The following is a 20,007-nucleotide window of genomic DNA, read 5'->3' as shown; positions in this document are numbered from 1 at the left end:
TTGAATACTGTACTTAAATCACATTGAATTTTTAAAACATTAATTTAAACAACAAGGATAATTGTGCGTTTTTGACAATTATCAGTTACTTCAAATCATGGCTTTTAATAAAGTTAATTATTATAAGCGAATGGACTACAGCCTTAGATTCGTCATTTGATGGATATGAATACACAAATGTCACAGCTGTGCTTACACGAAAGGTTGACCTTTCACATCCATGTGATCGTGATATTTGTATCTTATACTGCCCCTACGGCAGGTAATTGGGGCTTAAATGCAATCCCCAACTCCAGCCAGATGTTAAAACCTAAAAAAACCAACAAAAAAGGCATCTTTCGATGCCTTTTCTTTTTAGCTTTTAACCCGAAATAACTAAAGGTTATTTCAACAACGCCACTGCTTCCATATCCAGTTCTATATCAGTACAACCTTTGGCACAATATATTCCTGGTGCTTTGTCTGTCGGCTTCGCCTTTCTAGTATTAGGCGGTAATTGCAGCGTGAGCGGTTTTTTACATTCACTGCATTCTGCGCTGTTGCCTTTCAGCATGCGCTTTATCAAGTTCTTTTGTTGGTTAAATGACTCTTGTGTGGTGCCATTTACCGCTGAAAAATCCAGTTTTTGTGTTTCGCTCATTACCGCTACCTATATGAAAATTGTCTTAGCTTGATTACAGCACTTAATCACTTGACCTGATCAAGTGGGCTCCAACGTTGTAATGCTACTGGTATTGCTACGCCTTGGGCGGTCAGTAGATTAATACGTGCTTGATAAGCTGCGCCGTGCATCAAGTGTTTTGCTAAGTCTACCGCATTTCGCTGGGTATAATCATCTAAATAGCTGCCTTTTGCCCATTCATTGAACGCGCCAAGTGCTGGACCTGCCCAAATTTGGTAATCCATTTCACGGCCAACTTCACCTGAATTCGACCAGCGACTTGAAAGGCCAAGGTACCAACGGAAAATAAGCGCCATTTTACGTTTTGGATTACCTTGTGCGCGTTCGATTTGCTTAGGATCGCGTTCGTTAAAATGCGCCACTGTTCCTGCCCAAATCTCATCAAGGCTTGCACGGAACACTTGTTTTTCAAGTTTTTCACGCTCCTCTGCTGGAATCGCTTCGATAGACTCATAACGGCTATAAATCTCGTATAGCTTATTAGCACGCATTGGGAATAGGGTGCCGCGTTTAACCACTTGCAGTTTCACGCCCATTTCGAACATGTCCGCAGCTGGTGCCATGGTCACGTCAGCCATTTCAGTGGTGGCAAGCAGTTTACGAGTATGTTCACTGGCGCCTGCTTCAACACACGCTTGGTTGATAGAGCCGGTAACAATATAAGCTGCGCCCATATTGAAGGTCGCCAGCGCGGCATCAGGGGTACCCACGCCGCCACCACAACCGACACGAATAGGCGGGTTGTAGTTATATTCAGCTTGTACCTTGTCTTTTAAGGCCAAGATAGTCGGCAGTAACGTCACTAAAGGTCGGTTATCGGTATGACCGCCAGAGTCAGCTTCTGCAGTAATATCATCAGCCATAGGAACAAGCTGAGCTAGCTCCATTTGCTCGGGGGTGATTAAGCCTTCATCAACCAATTTTTGCAGTATTTTAACTGGCGCAGGTTGCATGAACTTAATCGCGACTTCGGTGCGGCTCACTTTGGCGATAACTTTGTTAGCAACAACCACATTGCCGCTAGCATCACGGCTTAAACCTGCCGCGCGGTAGTAAACAATTTGCGGTGTTAAGCCTAAGAAAGCCGATGCTTCAACGGTGCGTACTTTATGTTTTAAAAATAACTCAACGCTACCACGCTCAAGGGCTGGCTCGCTTGGGCTGTGAATTAAGTTAAACATGTATGGGCCGTTTGGCAGCGCCGCTTGAATGCGGTTAATGGCTTGCTCTACCCGTGAAGGAATTAAGCCCGCAGCGCCAAACGAACATAAGATGCCCGCTTGACCGAGGGCGATAACTAATTCTTCAGATGAAATACCATTAGCCATTGCGCCAGCATAGTATGCGTATTTAACCCCGTGTACACGGCGGAAGTTACTATCACCTAAGCTCTGGGTGCCAAGTGCGGGTGCAAAAGCGCTGACAGGTAAGTCTTGGCCGCTGCTAATGCTTTCTGTGACAACTTGGGCTTTTTGAGAAACCCCTAAGCCTTTTTCAGGATGGCTCACCAAGTAACAAGCTTGGGAAAGCTCTTTTAATTTATTACCGATAGCGGCAGGGTCAAAGCTGGCATCACTTGGGGCAACTTGCCAAGGCCATGGAGATAGCTTTTCGTTTTGAGTGCTAATTGTCATTATTAATCCTTATGCCTCTTCGATACAGATTGCGATATCTTTTACTTCGTAAATTCTTAAGCCATCTTTGCTTAAGTTTGCGTCACCAATAATGATGCGCTTGCCGTTTTCATCTTTCACGGCGCTGATATGCACGTCTAATGACATTTGCTTGTTCAGCGGGTTAATTTGACCGCGATACTTCCACTTTATGTCAGATAAAATCTGGCCAAACTTCGGATTGGTAAAGCCTTTACCTAAGTCTTTACTGATGGCGTAAGTTTGCATTAACTCGATAATAGCTTCAACGCCTAATGAGCCAGGCATAACCGGATCTTGATGAAAATGGAACTGGAAGAACCAATCGCTTGGGTCAATGGTGCGTGAACCCGATAGGTAACCTAGACCATTTTTACCGCCTTTATCAACGATTTCAGCTTTGTCGATAAAGTTAAGCTGACCGCCAGCTAAGCGATAATGTGGCTGGTTAGCAGGGGCGTGGAATACCCGCGACTGCTTATCGAGTAAATCGACAGTAATATCAGCGGCGACATTATTATCAATATGCCAAGGATGAGTAATACGGCCGTTATCAATCCCTAATTGGTTTTTAAGGGCGTCGCCTTTAAAGTAACCAAATACTGCGCTGCCTTTATAAAATGGCTCGCCATCAACACTTAATTCAAAGGTAAAGCTTTGAATGATGTTACTACCTGCAATCACGGTGGATAATAACTTTGAGTCATTGACGATAGTTTTACCGCGTAAATCAACATCACGTAATAGCTCACCGCTACCATCTAGGTTACGGAAGAATAACTCTTGGCCCGGGAAACCTAGTGTGGTGCCCATATAGCCTGAGATAAAGCCGTTAGGTTGCAGAGAAATTTCCATTAATACCGAGTAAGGCATCACTGAAGCGTGGCTGTTTTTTGTAAAGTACCAAGCGTCTGCAGGCACTTCGTATTCAGCGATACACGATGACGGCTTTTTAAGTTCGCCACGTTTACCTTGAATATCGACCACTCGCGTAGTGAGCTGCAAATCGCCACATGGGGTACGTGGTGGTATAAAGCCGCGGTAAATGCTGAAGTCTGGGCCAAAACAGTTTTCAATGTTGCCGGTTGCAAATTCGAACATGTGGTATGGCGTAAAGGGTAGCGTATCAGGGCTGCGGTTTGGGTAATCAGGAATAAGCGGCGCTTCAACATGTTGCAGCGGAATAACGCCTTTATTGGTTGCTGCAGATAGGTCAGGTATTTGTGACATTAACGGTGCATTTTTTGATGCAGGCTTATTATCAGCATTTGAACCAGTAGCAGTTACTTTTGTTGTTGAATGAGTCGCAGTGTCGTTAATAACAGTATCGTTAATATATCGCGCGCACTCGCTCTCTTCTTTAAGCATCACACCCAGATTTTGGAAATCAACCACAGCTTTACCGTTAAGCAAAATATCAATATTGGCTTTGGCATATGGGCGAGGGTGAATACCAATCTCAGTCACTTCCATGCGGTAAGTCAGTTCACCGTGTTGTGGCAGAACTTGACCACGACAACGCACTTTTTGCGAGGCATTTTCAAGTGGCTGGAAACGACCATTTTCAACTAAGGTGTGCATACCAATATGCAGCATGAAGAACTGCAGTAATTGACCACAACCTTCAGCCATTAGTGAGCCAGCCATGACTTGGTCGCCCTTAAAGTGACACGGGAAATACCAGTGATCAGGTGCCAGTGTTTTATGACCTTCAATGAAGCCTAAGCCCCATGCGCCGCCATGAACATCTAGATTGACAACTTGCTCAATCATTAAGAATTTTTCAGAGGCGAAGCATAATGAATCTTGCTTACCTGAAGCCAGTTGATGGTTTTGATGCTCACCCGCAAAACAAGCGCCGATATCGGCGTGCAGTAAGTTATGGATTTGACCATAATCAAACTGGGTTTGAGCGCAATGCAATAATGGCTCAAAACGTGGCTTATTCGGGTTGTTAAACGCATCTTCACGCAGTTTAATTTCATCTTCGGTGCGAATTACGCCTTTACCATCATCAAGTTCTTGGTCAGTAAAGAAGCCTGCACAACCACCGTCCATTTTCAGGATCATCTTATCGCCAACAAAACACTCGTAAGAGAAGAAGAATAATAAGGTGTCGCCATTTTTAGCGAAATTATTAATCTTAATGTCATAACGAAGCGTGTCGCCACCGCGTGGTAAGTCGTCTAAAAAGGTCAGCGTACAATCAAGTAAACGATAAACGCGCTCACCTTTGTTTTCAAAATCAATGCCCAAGTAACTGATCAGCATTAAGTCACATTGACCAGATTCAACCGCGACAGCCCAAGGTATTTGGCCATCAACTAAATAGGGCGCATCAACTGGGATATCATATTCAGTGGTCATTGAACATGGCTTATATTGGTTCATGGTGGCATCTAATTTAGTGACGCGCGAGACCAATAAGTAATCAGTGGTAGGCAGGCGTACGCGGCGTGAGTAGTTATCAATAACAGCGTAATCAGGACCAAATACCTTGGCGATGTCGCCTTCAGCGTATTCAACTAAATCAGCATAATTCCAGATACATGGCTTATCCGCAGGGATAGGCGCGATATAAGGTGGCACACTGGCATGATTTGGGCGCAGTGTCGGCGCGACTGCGACTGCAACTGGCTGAGCTAGCACGTTTACTGCTTGAGTCGGGGCGCTTTGTACTGGTAAAGCGTACGACTGACCATTGGCCTGCGCAAGTTGCTGCTTCATCAGTGCATCAGCAACTTTCAAACCTTCATTACGGCTTTTTAAGAATGCCAGTTGCGCTTGATGTGCTAACCACTGGTTTTGTTCAAAAGCAGTTAGATGTGCTGGCGGAACTTGTGCTTGAGCTTGTGCAAGCGAAGGTGTTTGCACTGAAGATGCAGGTTCCTGTTTAGCAGGACTGAACTGGGTAGAACGATCTGAAAACGGCATAGGGAACTCTATTATTGTTGATGGTGAATTCACCATCGCTTGTTTAGTCGTTGAAGTATTTTGCTGCTCACTCATTTGAGGTGCTTCAAAATGTCCTCGGCTCGTCATTGCTGTGACAGCAGCAGACGCTAAGGGTTTTATTTGGGCTGTTTTAGCTCGGATGCTATTAATCTCAGCCAGTGGCGCATCGACAATATGTTGGTAAATATCGCGGCCACCAAGGCTAACTTGCTTAACTAAGCTGAGCTTCTTGGCTGTTTGCTGCTGGATATCGATGTCTAAACGCTGCTGACTCGCACCTTGTTGCTGCGATGTTTGGCTCAGCAATAGCTGTGAACATTGGTTTTCACTCAATGTGGCTACGATGGCATGTTGAGGCGCTGCTACTGTATGAGGCAGTGCTGAGTTATTAAGAACTGCTTGCTTAGGCAGTGCTAACAAACCATGTAATAAACTGGCGATTCCAGATGCAGCAAAGGTATGGCCAATACAAGATTGAGCAGTAGTGCTTAGGGACTGGCTAAACAACTGCGATAAGGCTTGCGAAGCCTTGATGCTTGACGTGTTTAAGCAAGCAGGCGCTTGGTTTAATTCAAGTAATTGAATATCCGTACTACTTAATCCAGTTTGAGTCAGCAAGGTATCAGCGATTGAGCCGATTTGTTCACTATAACCAAATTCAAGGCTTTCAATGGTGCCGTAACTGCCAGCAAAGCCAGATGCACTTGTACCTTCATCAGTCATATCTTGATCAGAAAGCGCGCCTAGGGCTTGATGAATCAAGTCCACATTGGAAGCGTTTGCTTTAGTAGCCTGCAATACGATAGCACCAGCACCTTCACCAATTGATAAGTTCTGCTTACTGGCACTAGCTTGAGCAAGCGAGGCTGTCTTTAGGACGATATTCTCAATGCTACCTGATAAGTCTACTGCAGCAATAATCACTGCATCCAAAGGCTCTTGGCGAGATTCCATCGCCAGTAGATTTTGCGCCACATCAATACAGCGGTTAACCGATTGCTCACCGGCAGAAATCGTGAAAGCAGGGCCATTGAAGTCCCAAAGTGATGAGATGCGCGATGCCATAATATTACCAATGAAACTGGTATATTGATTTAACTTCGCCGCATCTAACACGCTATCCATCGCAATGGTTTCAAGTGCTTGGTATTCAGACTCTGACAAGTTAACGCCATGAGCTTTTAGGCTGGCTGCTATTTGCGTATGCAAGTTAACACGGCCACGGAATTGATGTAATTCAAGCTCCGTTTCCATTGCGACTAGCACAGCAACCTTACTGCCAGATTCAAGCTTTGCGTCATGAATGGCTTCATCTGCGACTTTCATTAATAGCAGTTGTTGCGAGATTAAGCGGTCATCTTCATTTGGCGGCACTTTGAAGCGCAAGAAGTCAAAATCAAACTGATTGATGTATGCCCCCTTGGGCGCCGCTTCACCTTCAAGGTTAATACCAAACTGTGATAATAATTCTGGGTGTTTATCTAAGCCTTTCCAACGTTTTTCTGGCAGGGCTGTAAACGCCGATTGTTTAGCGTCAATCGCTTTAGCAAAGGCATTAATACTTGATAGTGGCCCGAAATGAGCCGCCATGCCGGTAATGTGCATTGGCGCCTGGGCGCAGATTGTAGAAGCATTAGGCGTAGAAGACTGAGCAGTAGAGCTATGAGCTGTTGTAGCCGACGCTGTATTTTGAGCTTTACCTTGATACGACTCAATCAACAAATGCGCGTTACAACCACCAAAGCCAAATACAGAGACTCCCGCATGACGGGCATTATTTCCCGCTTTGTCTGGCCAAGGCAGTACGTCACTTGGCAAGTTAGTGTTACCAAAAGTACTGTTTGGTGAATTGATGGGGGCGCTGACATTGATACTCGGTGGTAACACGCCTTGGCGCATGGCAAAAATCATTTTCATGATCCCTGGCATACCGGCAGCCGTTAATAAGTGACCTAGATTTGATTTAGCCGAACCAATTAATGGCGTATTAGTGCCATTAAGCTTATCTTCAAAGAAGCGCTCCATTGAGGTCAGTTCAACTTTATCACCTAGTGGTGTTCCCGTTGCATGGCACTCAATCACTTCAATGTTGGCAGGGCCAAAGCTTTCATCATGCATAGCCGCATCGGCATAAGCACGTTCAAAGGCTTTTACCTGGCCGTCGCTATTTGGGCTAAGTACAAATTGACCTTTACCGTCATTAGATAATCCAATACCGCTCACTAAAGCGTATATATGGTCACCATCACGCTCTGCATCTTCAAGGCGTTTTAGTACTAATACGCCAGCACCTTCACCAGCAAACAGACCTTTAGAATTACTATCAAAAGGCGCTGAAATACCATGATCTGGGTAAGCGTGAAATATGGAAAAACCCATATTAATAAAGAATGGGTCAGCACCTGATACAGCGCCAGCTAACATCATGTCAGCTTTACCAGTATGTAAGTAATCACAGGCAAGTTTTAATGAGTAAACTGAACTAGCACAAGCTGCATCAAGGCTTAATTGCGCCGCGCCTAAACCCAGTGCATCAGCAACCAGTTTGGACGCGTTATGGGCAATGGCACCATTAGACAGTGATGCTGGGATTTGCTGCTGATTAAAACCGTCACCATCAAATGATTGTAAAGTGAAATTGGGTTGCTGCAATTTATGCTGCAAGGCTTTTTCAACTGCGCTGTGATATAGCGGTACAAATAATTCATTTGATTTTGCTGTTGGGAACGACAAGGTTCCCATGACAATACCGGTGCGATTAAGCGTTAGATTGTGCTCAGCGTTATTAATATCTACGCCGGCATCAACCAGTGCTTTACGGGCAGTATCGGTCGCCCATAAAAAGCTGTCGTCTAAGCCGCTAAATTGCTGCGCTGGAATGCGGTATCCTTCAGCATTGAAACTGAAGTTTTGAATGTAGCCGCCTTTGTCGCAATAAAAACGGTCTGACTCACCTTGTACACCTTGATAATCGGCCGGATTAGCGTTCAGTTTTTGACTGCTAATGGTGCTACGAGAATCTTTTTTATCCAGCAGGTTTTGCCAAAATTTAACCGGCGTGTCTGCGTCAGGGTATTGGGTGGCTAAGCCGACGACTGCGATTTTAGGGACGCTGCCAGCGTTATTTTTATTAGCATCGCTAGAGGCAATATTTTTCATATTCGATTGAGAACTCAAGATTGTTCTCCTTCTAATTGTGGGGCTAAAGTAGCATCCGCTTGAAGATTGTTCACTTCAAACTTAAGTGTGCTAGCCAACAAATTCGCTAACCCTTGTGTAAGGCAGGTCAGCGAAACAGGTGCTTTGTGGCTGATAAGCTGGGCAATACATTTAAGCAGCGCAGTTTGATCGTCTCCACCTTTGGCATTGACGGCAATGGCTTGGCAAGGCTCTGAAACTGTAGGACTTGTGCGAGCAATTTTATCAATCAAGGTGGTTGTTTGGCGATCTGCACCGATTTCAACAAAAAGTTTCGCGCCTAATTTACGTGCGTTGTTAACCAACTCAGTAAAGTTAAGCGGCTGACAAAAGGTGTCAGCGATTGAGGTTGCAATATCAAGGCTGCTGACATTAATCGGTTGTGAACTTGCTGCGCTGATAAATTTTATCTGTGCAGTTTGTTCAAGCTGCTCATTGTGGTGAAGCGCTTGTTGATAGAATTGAGCCACTTCGCGATGAATTAGCATGGCTGGCGCAGTATGCATTGCGGTCACGCGATTTGCTGCAATGCCGCGTTTGCCGATTTGTTTTAGCAGCGCTTTACAACTGGCTTCACATCCTGCCAGCACGCAAGTATCACCTTGAATGATAGCGAGATAACAACGAGGATATTGGGTTAAAACCGCTTCAATATCGGCTGGGGTTGCTCTAACCACAAAACTATTCCACACGATATCGTCGCTTTGATTCAACTGCCATGCCTGGCGCACGCAATCTAAACGACCTGAAATATCGGTAGTAAAAATAGTACTGGTTTGCGTCGCCTCAATCATACTGTGGGGTTGCTTCCAAATACCAAGACTTGCCCACATCGCCGCTTCGCCCATGGAGTAACCCATGGCAAAGTTAGGTTTTACATTAAAATATTCGCTAAGCACTTTGGTTAAGATATAACTTGCACCCACACCTGCAATCGCCAGTTCACCCAAACTCATATCAGTGACTTTAGCGTTATCAGCATAAATGCTATCTGCTTGCAGCATGGCTTTTACATCACCATCACGTTCTAGCTGAGCATATAAGTCAGGGAAGAAGCGTGGCAGTTGACTGAACATCTGTGGGTATATAGTGCCGACACCCGGGTAGACGAAACAAAGACCATTCGTGCCCAATGGCTCATTGGCCGTGAGTATCAAACAGCTACCTGATGGGGTCTTGTATTCAACTTCCGATGGCGAGCTTGCTAATGTATCTGAAGTACTTAGCATCGCCAACATGGCTTCAATCTCGCTGCATGCAGTTTCAATTGAATTGCCCATGATCACCGCAGCTTTACCTGCTTGGTGATCAAACTGGTTTAGATTGTTCAACATCAGTGCTAACAGCGTGCTGTGGTTCACATTGGTTGTTGAACTGGCATTTGGGCTAGTAGTAACACTGGCACTTGAAAGAGCAATAGCGTTTAACTGGCTTTGTAACTGCGTTAGTTGCTGCTGTATACCTGAGACTGTGCTGGCAGATATTGGGAAAAACAACCTAGTGTTATCCAGTAATGAGCTTGCCTCACCAAGTTCAGTTCCCTGAACGAATACCACCGCGTGTTGTAGCTCGGCTTCAATAAAATTGAAACTGGCTACACGGCTTTGGTGCATTTCACTAAACCAATACTGTTTATTCGTACTGTTATTCTCACTGTCATTCGTTGTTGGCAAGCTACGAGTCGCAAGGTGGCCAATCAACTGAATCAGTTCAAAAAACTTATCTTTATAGCTAGTGCAATGAGTCGCATCGATTTGAGTTGGACTAACATGAGCCCGTTTGGCTTGAGTTAGTGCTTGTTGCACGGCATCTGATAACTCGTGGCCTTCACCCATACCGGTTAAATAGGCATGGGGATGACATCGATGTTTTGCTGCAACAATGGCTGGCATCATTAACAGGCGGTATGGCAAAGCTGGATGGCTTAGCAATACCGTTTGTTGTTGCTCAATACGTTCAATCGCTTGAGCTAAATAGTCGCGAAAACTCATGTTTAAGTTTGTGGCGGTATTTGATGTGCCATCTAATGACGACACATCAATTTCAAGCGGGATGGCTGTCGCGCCTAATGTTTCAGCCAATGAACAAGGTTTGATAGCAGCAAATGCATTGTTATTTGTATGCAAGGAACCATTAGCTCCATTAGCAGCTTGCGCCAATGATGCAGCATCATTGGCAATCAGTTTTAAGGCGATGCGCATGCTTTTTACTGATGCAACTTTTGTTGGCTCAGGCTTTGACATCACAGAAGTTGATTGATTGCTCACACCGACTCCTGCAAATCAGCAAGTGCTTTAGCCGGGGCTAAAAAAGCCTCATTCAAGCTTTTGCTAATGGTTGTTTTTGCCGCTGTCATGGTGCAACTTAAGCGACCATCTTCATGGTAAAGCGCAATGTCAGCAGTCAAAGAGCGACTAGTACTTTTTACGACATTAAGCACTAAATAACCTTGGTCATTTGATGCAAATGGCGCATAAGTGGTTAGCTCACCAATGGTTGATGGCAAACTTGCTGCGTCATGCTTTATTCGCGCCCACACTAGCATTGCTTGTAGCAGTAGATCTTCTGCAAATGCCTGACTACCACCGATTTCAAGTTGCGCTTCAAAACCTAAACAATCAGTTTGTTCAATTTCTGGTAAGGTCACTTTACAAATAAGCTGGCTATCATTTGCAACCAATACTTGCTTGATCCCTTGTAAACGTGGGCCATGAAATAAGCTGCCGTTTGAATAAAGTTCACTGTCAGTACTAATGGCCTTGTTGTTTTTAACCTTATCAATGATTGACGCTAACTGAGCCATTTTATCGGTTGCTGTAGTGGCAACTTCATTAAGTAATGCACTGTTGACGATTAAGTTCGCTTGGTATTGCGGTCTTAATAACGCGTTAGCATCACTGTTACCGTCAAGTACCCGGCTAGAAATCAATGCTTTTAAGCCTTCAGCGGTTTCAGTTAACTGCAGAGTTAACTCTTGTGGCTGGGCCGACTCAAAAATAATGCCTTTAAGTAACTTATAATCTTTGGTGCTTACAGGTAAACCACATAGCTTTTGCGCTGTTTCACGCATCCATTGTATGGCGCACACTGTCGGCAGTACTGGATTACCCGCGATGCAATGATCTTCAATGAAGGGCATTGCAACCGGATTAAGTACTCTTACAACAGATAAGCTGCGAGGCTTATCTGCTGCAGTTGCACTGTTAGATACAGTATTTAAAAAAGATAATGTCAGCGAACTCTCAGCATTTAGCGCAGAGTCCGCATTAAGCTTTTTTACAGCTGAACCAGTTGCTTGTGCTGAAGAATCAGAACCTTGCATGCTCGAACCAATCAGCATTTGAACACCGGTTTCAGATAACAGGCTGTGGGCAAATAAATTTGCGCCTTTGTCTAACGGAATCACATAAACACCGCGTTCAACAAACATCTTCTTCAATGCTGAGCTGACCATTCCGCCATCCCAAGGGCCCCAGTTAAAGCTCATTACTTTGGCTTGCGGATAGTTATTGGCAAGTTGTAATGCGGTTTTATTGAGGATCTCATTTGACATTGAATAGTCACTTTGTCCGGTGTTGCCGTAGAAACCAGCAGCAGATGAAAACATAGCAACCAGCTTTAATTTACTGGCATCAATGGCATTAATGATACCTGCAAAGCCGGTGACTTTAGTGCCGTATACACGACCTAATTCAGCTAAGGTTTTGTCTTGAATATGCTTATCAGCCAATACACCTGCGCCATGAATGATGCCGGTAATTGATTTGAAAGCTGAAAGCGTTTGCTTAATGGCATCATCTGAACTGACATCCATACTGATATATTCAGCACTTGCGCCCACTTCTGTGAATGCTGCTAAGGCGCGATCAATTTCTAAACTACTGGTAATTGGCCATACTAACGCGTCAATTTGTTTTGGCGTTGGCTTGTTACCTTGAGATTGAATAAAGCCAATTGCAGCTGCTTTTAACTCTTTAGCTTGCTTGCCTTGAGCCCATGTCGGCAAGTTTGCCCCAAGGTGTTGGCTACGACCTGCAAGGATAAAGTGAGACTTTGTCTGTTTAGCAAGTGTAAGCGCACATTCAAATGTGACGCCCTTAGCACCGCCAGTGACTAACACAGTATCATTGCTATCAAGGGTAGTGGTTTGATAGCGCGTTTTCGCAGTTGTGGTCGCTGTTAATGTATGGCGACCTTCGCTGCTAATACCTACCTCAACAATTTCATTGGCAGCATTAACATCAAATAACTCAGCAATAACGGCATCAGCAAGGTCCACAGCTTCAAAGCCTGGCGCGATATCTAATGCTCGACAAAACACTGTTGGCCATTCATGGCTAAGGGTTTTACTTAGACCTGAAAGCGCTGCTTGATTTAACTCTGCAGTGGCGAGTTCATTAGTGTTTAAGTAACCAAAACCACCATCAATACGACTTACCGTCATAAAGCTTACACGTTCAGTTTTTGCTAATTCGGTAAAGCTTTTCTGTAGGTGCTTAGCCATTAAGAAAGCTTGTTCAACAGCAACAAAACCTGCATCACTTAGCGGCATGACATTGTTCGCAGTGGCAAGTTGTGGTTGTAGGTGAACAAAGCCAGCAACTTTATGGGCTTTACTGATTTGTGCAATGACATCACTAATCGCGTCATCATTTACAGCCGTTAGGTTGTAACTTTTGATATCACTGCTTAGCGGTGATTGTGCGCTAGTGACTGATTCTGGACTACGAATAACGGCGACGGTTAGGCCTGTTGCGGTGAGTTTTTCTGCTAGAACGCCTGCATTATGACCATCATCATTGATGACGATACACGCGTCTTTTGAAAAACCATCAACTAACTTATCCGCCGCTGGTAGCTTTTTTAGCGCGACTTCCTGATGTGGAGGTAAGTCAGTTGCTAATTCAGATACTGTTGTCGCTGCAACTTGTGGGGCAGAGTTTGTAGCTGCAGTAGAGTTCATAGCGCCTGCGGCTGATAGCTTAGAGCCTTCAGCGGGTAGCTTAGAGTTCATGTAGCTAACGATTTCACCAAGCGTGCGACACTCAGCTAAATCTTCTGGGTTAAGCTCTGGTAAGCCTGGTAGCTCGTCTTGTACCGTACCAAGAATCTCTACGCGCTTGATAGAATCGATACCCAGATCTGCTTCCATGTCCATGCTAAGTTCTAGCATTTCAGTTGGGTAACCAGTTTTGTCAGCAACCACTGACATCATGGTGCTTTGTACTTGTTCTGCACTTAAACCAGAAGCGACAGGTGCCACTTGAGCTGCAGTTGCTGACGCAGTAGCAGAACCAACTGGTAACTTAGAGTTCATATAAGAAACGATTTCACCAAGGGTACGGCACTCAGCTAAATCTTCTGGGTTAAGCTCAGGTAAGCCTGGTAGCTCATCTTGAACAGTCCCTAAAATTTCTACACGTTTGATTGAGTCGATGCCTAAGTCTGCTTCCATATCCATGCTAAGTTCTAGCATTTCTGTTGGGTAACCAGTCTTCTCTGCAACAACTGACATCATAGTGCTTTGAATTTGTTGGGCGCTCAAGGCTGTCTCAGCGGATAAACCAGAAGCTACAGCAGCGGCAGAAATCGCTGGTGATTCAGAGCTCATAGCGCCTGCGGCTGGCAGTTTGCTGTTCATATAAGAAACGATTTCGCCAAGGGTACGACACTCAGCTAGATCTTCTGGGTTAAGTTCAGGTAAGCCCGGTAGTTCATCTTGTACTGTGCCTAAAATCTCAACACGTTTGATTGAGTCGATGCCTAAGTCTGCTTCCATATCCATGCTAAGTTCTAGCATTTCTGTTGGGTAACCGGTTTTTTCGGCAACCACTGCTAGCATGGTATTCAATACAGTTTCAGCCGATAAACCTGAAACGACATTAGAAGCAACTGGCGAAACTGAAGCTGTAACGGCTCCAGCGGCAGGCAGTTTAGAGTTCATGTAAGATAAGATTTCGCCAAGGGTACGACACTCAGCTAAATCTTCTGGGCTAAGCTCTGGTAAACCAGGTAACTCATCTTGTACCGTGCCTAAGATTTCAACACGCTTGATTGAATCGATACCTAAATCCGCTTCCATATCCATGCCAAGTTCTAGCATTTCAGTAGGGTAACCGGTTTTTTCAGCAACCACTTCGAGCATGGTATTCAATACGGTTTCAGCAGATAAACCTGAAGCTACTGGTGCGGCTTGAGCTACTGAAATTGCTGGTGGCGCAGAGTTCATAGCGCCCGCGGCGGGCAGTTTGCTGTTCATATAAGCTACGATTTCGCCAAGGGTACGACACTCAGCTAAATCTTCTGGGCTAAGCTCTGGTAAACCAGGTAGCTCATCTTGTACCGTGCCTAAGATTTCAACACGCTTGATTGAATCGATACCTAAATCCGCTTCCATATCCATGCCAAGTTCTAGCATTTCAGTGGGGTAGCCAGTTTTTTCAGCAACCACTTCTAACATAGTGTTCAAGACTGTTTCTGCTGATAAACCAGCAGGCATTAATTGCACTGGAGCTGCTGACGCTGAAATAGGTTCTGCAGTAACGGTTCTTGCTGGTGCTAATGGGGCTGTTACTTTTGCTGCAGGCTCTTGTGCTATCTGTGATTGTGTTACCGGAGCTTTTGCTACTGGCGCTGCAACAGGCGCAGGTACTTGAGTTGGCGTTTGAACTGTCGCTGTTGCTGCAACAGCCTGAGTCATTGCTGGAGCTGCTGTTGTTGCTACTGTCTGCGGCTGAACTGGCAGCGAAGTGCCTGTTAGCATAGCAAGGGCAGACTGGCTTGATTGTGCTTGCTGCTCAAGGAACAATGTATGGCTTTGTAGTGTTTGTGCTTGATGCTGGTGGAATAGCTCCATTGAGCGCTGTAAGCTCTCTGGAATAGCGAGTCCTGCCGCAACCATTTTGCTTTGCTCTGTCATCAGGTGAGTAAAGGTATCACCGTATTGTTGAGGAATAGCCAAGAACTGCTGATGTAAGTTTGCAGCTTGTTGCTGGGCATTGAAAAATGCTTCTAAGCTACCAGTTCCTGCAGCAGGTTGCGCTAGTGCATTGCCAGCTACAGGCGCAGTGGTTACTGTATTGCTAACAGCTGGTGCGTTGGCATTGGCTGAGGCCACTTCAATATATTCAGTTTTTATCACTTCTTTTTCCACAATCTTTTCTACGATTTTCTCAACTGGCTTTTCAACAATCTTCTCAACGATGGTTTCAACCACTTGTGATGTTACTTGGCCTGTCGCCAATGATTTTTCCATTTTTGCAAGGGTTGGCGCGCTAATATGGTTCGATGCATTCAGTTTGACGTTCATGCCTTTAGGTTTAGCAGGCGCGGCAATGTCAGCTTGGTATGGATCAATTTCAGTCAAGGGTGCGCCCAATACACAAAGTTGCATAGCAGCAATGCGAAGCTGGGTATCACTATTACCTTTAGGATTCGGGTTTATGCTGACAACAGAAACTGACTCAGCTTTATCGCCCAAGGTGGCTTGTACCAGTTTTTGAAGAATGTTCTTAGGACCGAATTCAACAAATACCCGTGCACCCGCGTCATACATATTATTTAGCTGATCAGTAAAGCGCACTGATTGCAGCATATGTTGCTTGAATGCCGCTTTAATTGATTTAGCATCTGTTGGGTGTTGCTCACCGCTAGCATTTGAGAACAAGGCCACTTTACTTGCGCTAAATTTGGCTTTATCGATCGCTTTAGCAAATGGCTTTTGTGCATGACCCACAAGCGGAGTATGGAAGGCGCCAGATACTGGCAGCGCTATTGCTTTAAAGCCTAATGCGCTAATGGCTTTAGCCGCAGCTGCGCAACTTTCAGTAGGACCTGCAATAACAAGCTGAGTCGCTGAGTTGTAGTTAGCCACTTTTACGCCATCAAAATCACTGATGCAGCTTTCTAATTTTGCGATATTTTCAGCATTGGCCGCGTCAGCATCATTTGCTGGCAAGATAATGGCGTACATGGTGCCTTTATCAAGTGCATTACCGTCTTTATCAACAGCAGATGCTGCCATTGACTCGCCGCGTGCAAAAGATAATTGGTAGTAGTCATCATTAGAGATAACACCCGCTGCACATAATGCAGAAAGCTCACCAAAGCTGTGACCCGCAAACATGTCAGCAGCAAATCCTGCTTGAGTGAATAACTGGTATTGACTCATGCTGACGACACCAATGGCGCTTTGGGCGTTATCAGTGCTCGTCAGTAACGCTGCTTGAGCCTCTTTATCTGCTTTTTCAAATGCAGGGATTGGAAATAAGACTTGTGAAAGCGGCGTTTTGTTAAAGCTAGCAAAGACTTTATCAGCCTTGTTAAGCTGCTGACGCATTTCTGGGAAATGACAAGCGACTTCAATACCCATGTTTAAGTATTGAGAACCTTGACCTGCAAATAACGCAGCGACTTTTGGACTATTAGCAGACTTGCTAGCTTTAGCAGCAGTTATCAATGCTGCAGAGCGGTAGCTAGTGCCAGACGGCAATTGCCAAGCATCACTGTTTTGGCTTTCAAGCTGTTTTAATGCCAATTGTAATTGAGCCGTTAGCTCTGCTAAATTCGCAGCAACTAAGCCTAAACGTGGCGCGTTTACATCTAATGTTCTAACGGCATATTGCTTAGCAATGCGGGTAAGTTCAGCTTGAGCAATACTGGTGTTGTCAGTATCAGTTAGCTTAGCGATGGCAGCGATTAACGTGCTAACTTCAGTTTGAAGTGCCGCTTTATTATCGGCGCTAATTAACACACTTTGAGGTACTTGGCGTTGACGGTATTTCGCATCACGAGCATGTTCTGCTGTGTATTCTTCAAGCACCATATGGAAGTTAGTACCGCCGAAACCAAATGAGCTAATACCAGCACGACGCGGGGTGCCATCAGGGCGCGGCATCCAAGGACGGGTTTCGGTATTTAAGAAAAACGGCGAATCTTCAACATTTAGTTTGGGATTAGGCTTAGACACGTTTATGGTTGGTGGCAGCACTTTATGATGCAGGGCTAGGGCTGCTTTAATAACACCTGCCGTGCCAGCTGTTGACTTAGTGTGACCCACTTGAGACTTAACTGAACCTAAAGCAATGTGTTGTTTAGTGTCATTAAACTCGCCAAAAACGGACTTAAGACCGTTAAATTCAGCTACGTCACCTGCAGCAGTACCTGTACCATGTGCTTCAATTAAACCAACAGTGTGAGGCTCAAAACCGGCATCATCATAAGCTCGTTTTAATGCTTTTGCTTGGCCTTCTGGGCGTGGCGCATAAATTGATTTAAATTTACCATCTGATGACGCGCCCACACCTTTAATAACAGAGTAGATTCTATCGCCATCACGTTCAGCATCTTCAAGACGCTTCAGCGCCACCATGCCGATACCTTCACCGATCATCATACCTTTTGAATCGATATCAAATGGTTGAATGGTTTCGTTAGTGGTAAATGCAGGCGTTTTAGAGAAACTCATATACATAGAAGGTGAGTTATCAGTACACACACCACCGGTGATCATCATTTCACTGCGGCCTTCAACCAGCTCTGTTAATGCCATACGCATAGCGGCTAGTGAGCCTGCACATGCTGCATCAACCACACAGTTCATGCCACCTAAATCAAAGCGGTTAGCAATACGACCAGCGATAACATTACCTAAAGACCCCGGGAATGAGTTTTCTTCCCAGTGAACATATTGGTCTTGGAATTTCTTGATCAGCATATCGCTGTCTGCATCACTTAAGCCGCTACTTTTAAATACCTTTTTAAGTACAGGATATTGTAGGCGCGCAGTTAGGCTAGCATTGATTTTTTGACCGCCGCCCACGCCGAGCGTAATACCGATTTTATCGGTGTCATATTCAGGTGTTACACCCGCATCGGCAAGCACCTCTTTGGCGATAACCAATGATAATAATTGTGAGGTGTCAGTGAGCTCTAGGATATTTGGCGGTAGGCCAAACTCCATAGGGTTAAAGTCAACGTCAGGGATAAAACCACCGCGCTTACAGTAACTTTTATCTGGGGTTGTTTTGTCTGCATCGAAGTAATCTTCAGGGCGCCAGTGCGACTTAGGTACTTCAGTAATGGCATCAATTTTTTCACTGATTAAGTCCCAAAACTTATTCAAGTAACGCGAATTAGCAAAGATACTTGCCATGCCGACAATGGCGATAGGCATATCTTTAAGACGCTTATTGAGTCGTTTGTCTTCAACTAACTCTTGTGGGGTCGGTTCTTGGCTCATTTTGAGTCTCCGTTGTTCAGTCTATCCATAGCTGAATTATTTGTAGAGTGTGCTGCTTCCGAAGCATGCATGGTTTTAGCGCCCGGGAAGCGAGCTAAAAAAGTGTGGTAATTTTTTACGAGTAATTTTCTTAAATGAAACGGGCCGTGCTTTAACACATAAGCGATATAGCGATTAGTCGCTTGGGTATGGCTGTCTTGATAGATGTCGAGATAAACCCAGTCAGTTGCGAAATCAACACCCAGTAAAATCGAGTAACTTTCTTTATCCGTTAATTGTGGTGGAATCGTCAGTGACACCACTTGCACCACATTGTCTTGAGTGGCTTCAGGTAAGGATAAGGTTTTGGCTAAGGTTTCTGGGTTCAAAGTATAAGTGGCGACATCAGTGCCTTGAACAATAGGTAACTGGTTGAAATAGCGCTCGGGCACATAGGGGCTTTCGAATTCATCAAGCTTTGATACCCCGTAGCGTTTTAAGCAGCGGGCAAGCCCTGAGCGAGAGACATCCTTATTAATAAACTGCTGGGTTACCTTAAGCAGTCTGTCCAACGGCATTTTTAATTGGTAGCGCAAACCGATCACCACATACTCTTCCATTGGCGACAATGTGGTTTTGAGGTGATGTGGCGTGGTGGGGGTATCGCTGACAGAATCACGCTTACGCCACTTTCTCACGGTGGCCTCTGAAATATTGAGGATTTTAGCTAATTGGCTCACGCTAAAGTCAGACGTTTGAATGAACTGACGCATTTCAGGGGTGGTGGTGGCATTACGGTGACGCACCACTGGCGTGCTAGTGTCTGTCGTCACTGATTTCTTTATCGCAGCTTTTGCGCTTGGCTCTGCTGTCATTTATATAATGCTACTGTCATTAAGGCTTAACCTTGGTCTGTATTTTTGCAATACAATCTGTTGGGACTAGTAAAGATGAACAATAGTTAATCTTCATAATCATCGTTTTAGCACAATCGAGCAAGCAGAGTACCTGAGGTTTCGGGTCGATACAATCACCCGAGACTGATTATTCACAGATCAGACCATAACTAGCGAGCAGTTGTAAGCTCAAATGAGTATTTGTTATGAAATTTAATTGGTGAGTTAAAGCCTGATCTAGGTCAACTTTTAATCATAGTTACAGTTCTATACTGAATTTAAATAGCGCTAGGCACTTGCTTTAAATGACATGAATTATCTCACTTGATTTGCAAGGCGGACAGGCTCTTAAAAGGTGAACAGCAAGGTTTCACTGACTAATCAGTTAATCCTGTCGGCATACTT

Annotated in this window: 6 protein-coding genes; all 6 read right to left on the bottom strand. The window is 44.8% G+C overall.

The window, feature by feature from the left end; genetic code table 11:
• Window positions 1–382: 382 nt before the first annotated feature.
• The 6 genes from BCU94_RS04400 to BCU94_RS04375 are packed head-to-tail and all read right to left on the bottom strand — an operon-like array spanning window position 383 to window position 19,581.
• Complete coding sequence (locus BCU94_RS04400) at window positions 383–640, bottom strand: hypothetical protein (RefSeq protein ID WP_102475713.1); 258 nt, start codon at window positions 638–640, stop codon at window positions 383–385.
• Window positions 641–687: 47 nt separating this feature from the next.
• Window positions 688–2,316, bottom strand: a complete 1,629-nt coding sequence (gene pfaD / locus BCU94_RS04395; RefSeq protein ID WP_102475712.1) for an eicosapentaenoate synthase subunit PfaD — start codon at window positions 2,314–2,316, stop codon at window positions 688–690.
• Window positions 2,317–2,325: 9 nt separating this feature from the next.
• The gene (locus BCU94_RS04390) at window positions 2,326–8,448 is read right to left on the bottom strand and encodes a beta-ketoacyl synthase N-terminal-like domain-containing protein (protein WP_102475711.1); all 6,123 of its coding nucleotides are present in this window, start codon (window positions 8,446–8,448) and stop codon (window positions 2,326–2,328) included.
• Between the two features lie 14 nt (window positions 8,449–8,462).
• Entirely contained in the window at window positions 8,463–10,754 is a 2,292-nt protein-coding gene (locus tag BCU94_RS04385; RefSeq protein WP_102475710.1) for a PfaB family protein, read from the bottom strand.
• Window positions 10,751–18,727, bottom strand: a complete 7,977-nt coding sequence (locus BCU94_RS04380; protein WP_102475709.1) for a type I polyketide synthase — start codon at window positions 18,725–18,727, stop codon at window positions 10,751–10,753. The genes BCU94_RS04385 and BCU94_RS04380 overlap by 4 nt, the downstream gene beginning before the upstream one ends.
• On the bottom strand, window positions 18,724–19,581 hold the full coding sequence (locus tag BCU94_RS04375; RefSeq protein ID WP_241901113.1) for a transcriptional regulator: 858 nt from the start codon (window positions 19,579–19,581) through the stop codon (window positions 18,724–18,726). The genes BCU94_RS04380 and BCU94_RS04375 overlap by 4 nt, the downstream gene beginning before the upstream one ends.
• Window positions 19,582–20,007: the final 426 nt, after the last annotated feature.

Source organism: Shewanella sp. 10N.286.52.C2 (assembly GCF_002874545.1).
In the GTDB taxonomy this organism is placed as follows: Bacteria; Pseudomonadota; Gammaproteobacteria; order Enterobacterales; family Shewanellaceae; genus Shewanella.
This window is presented reverse-complemented; position numbering and strand designations above follow the sequence as displayed.

Excerpts from the sequence above, each read along its gene's own strand:
- BCU94_RS04400 (WP_102475713.1), bottom strand. The coding sequence starts at position 640 with ATGAGCGAAACACAAAAACTGGATTTTTCAGCGGTAAATGGCACCACA.
- pfaD (WP_102475712.1), bottom strand. The coding sequence starts at position 2,316 with ATGACAATTAGCACTCAAAACGAAAAGCTATCTCCATGGCCTTGGCAA.
- BCU94_RS04390 (WP_102475711.1), bottom strand. The coding sequence starts at position 8,448 with ATGAAAAATATTGCCTCTAGCGATGCTAATAAAAATAACGCTGGCAGC.
- BCU94_RS04380 (WP_102475709.1), bottom strand. The coding sequence starts at position 18,727 with ATGAGCCAAGAACCGACCCCACAAGAGTTAGTTGAAGACAAACGACTC.
- BCU94_RS04375 (WP_241901113.1), bottom strand. The coding sequence starts at position 19,581 with ATGACAGCAGAGCCAAGCGCAAAAGCTGCGATAAAGAAATCAGTGACG.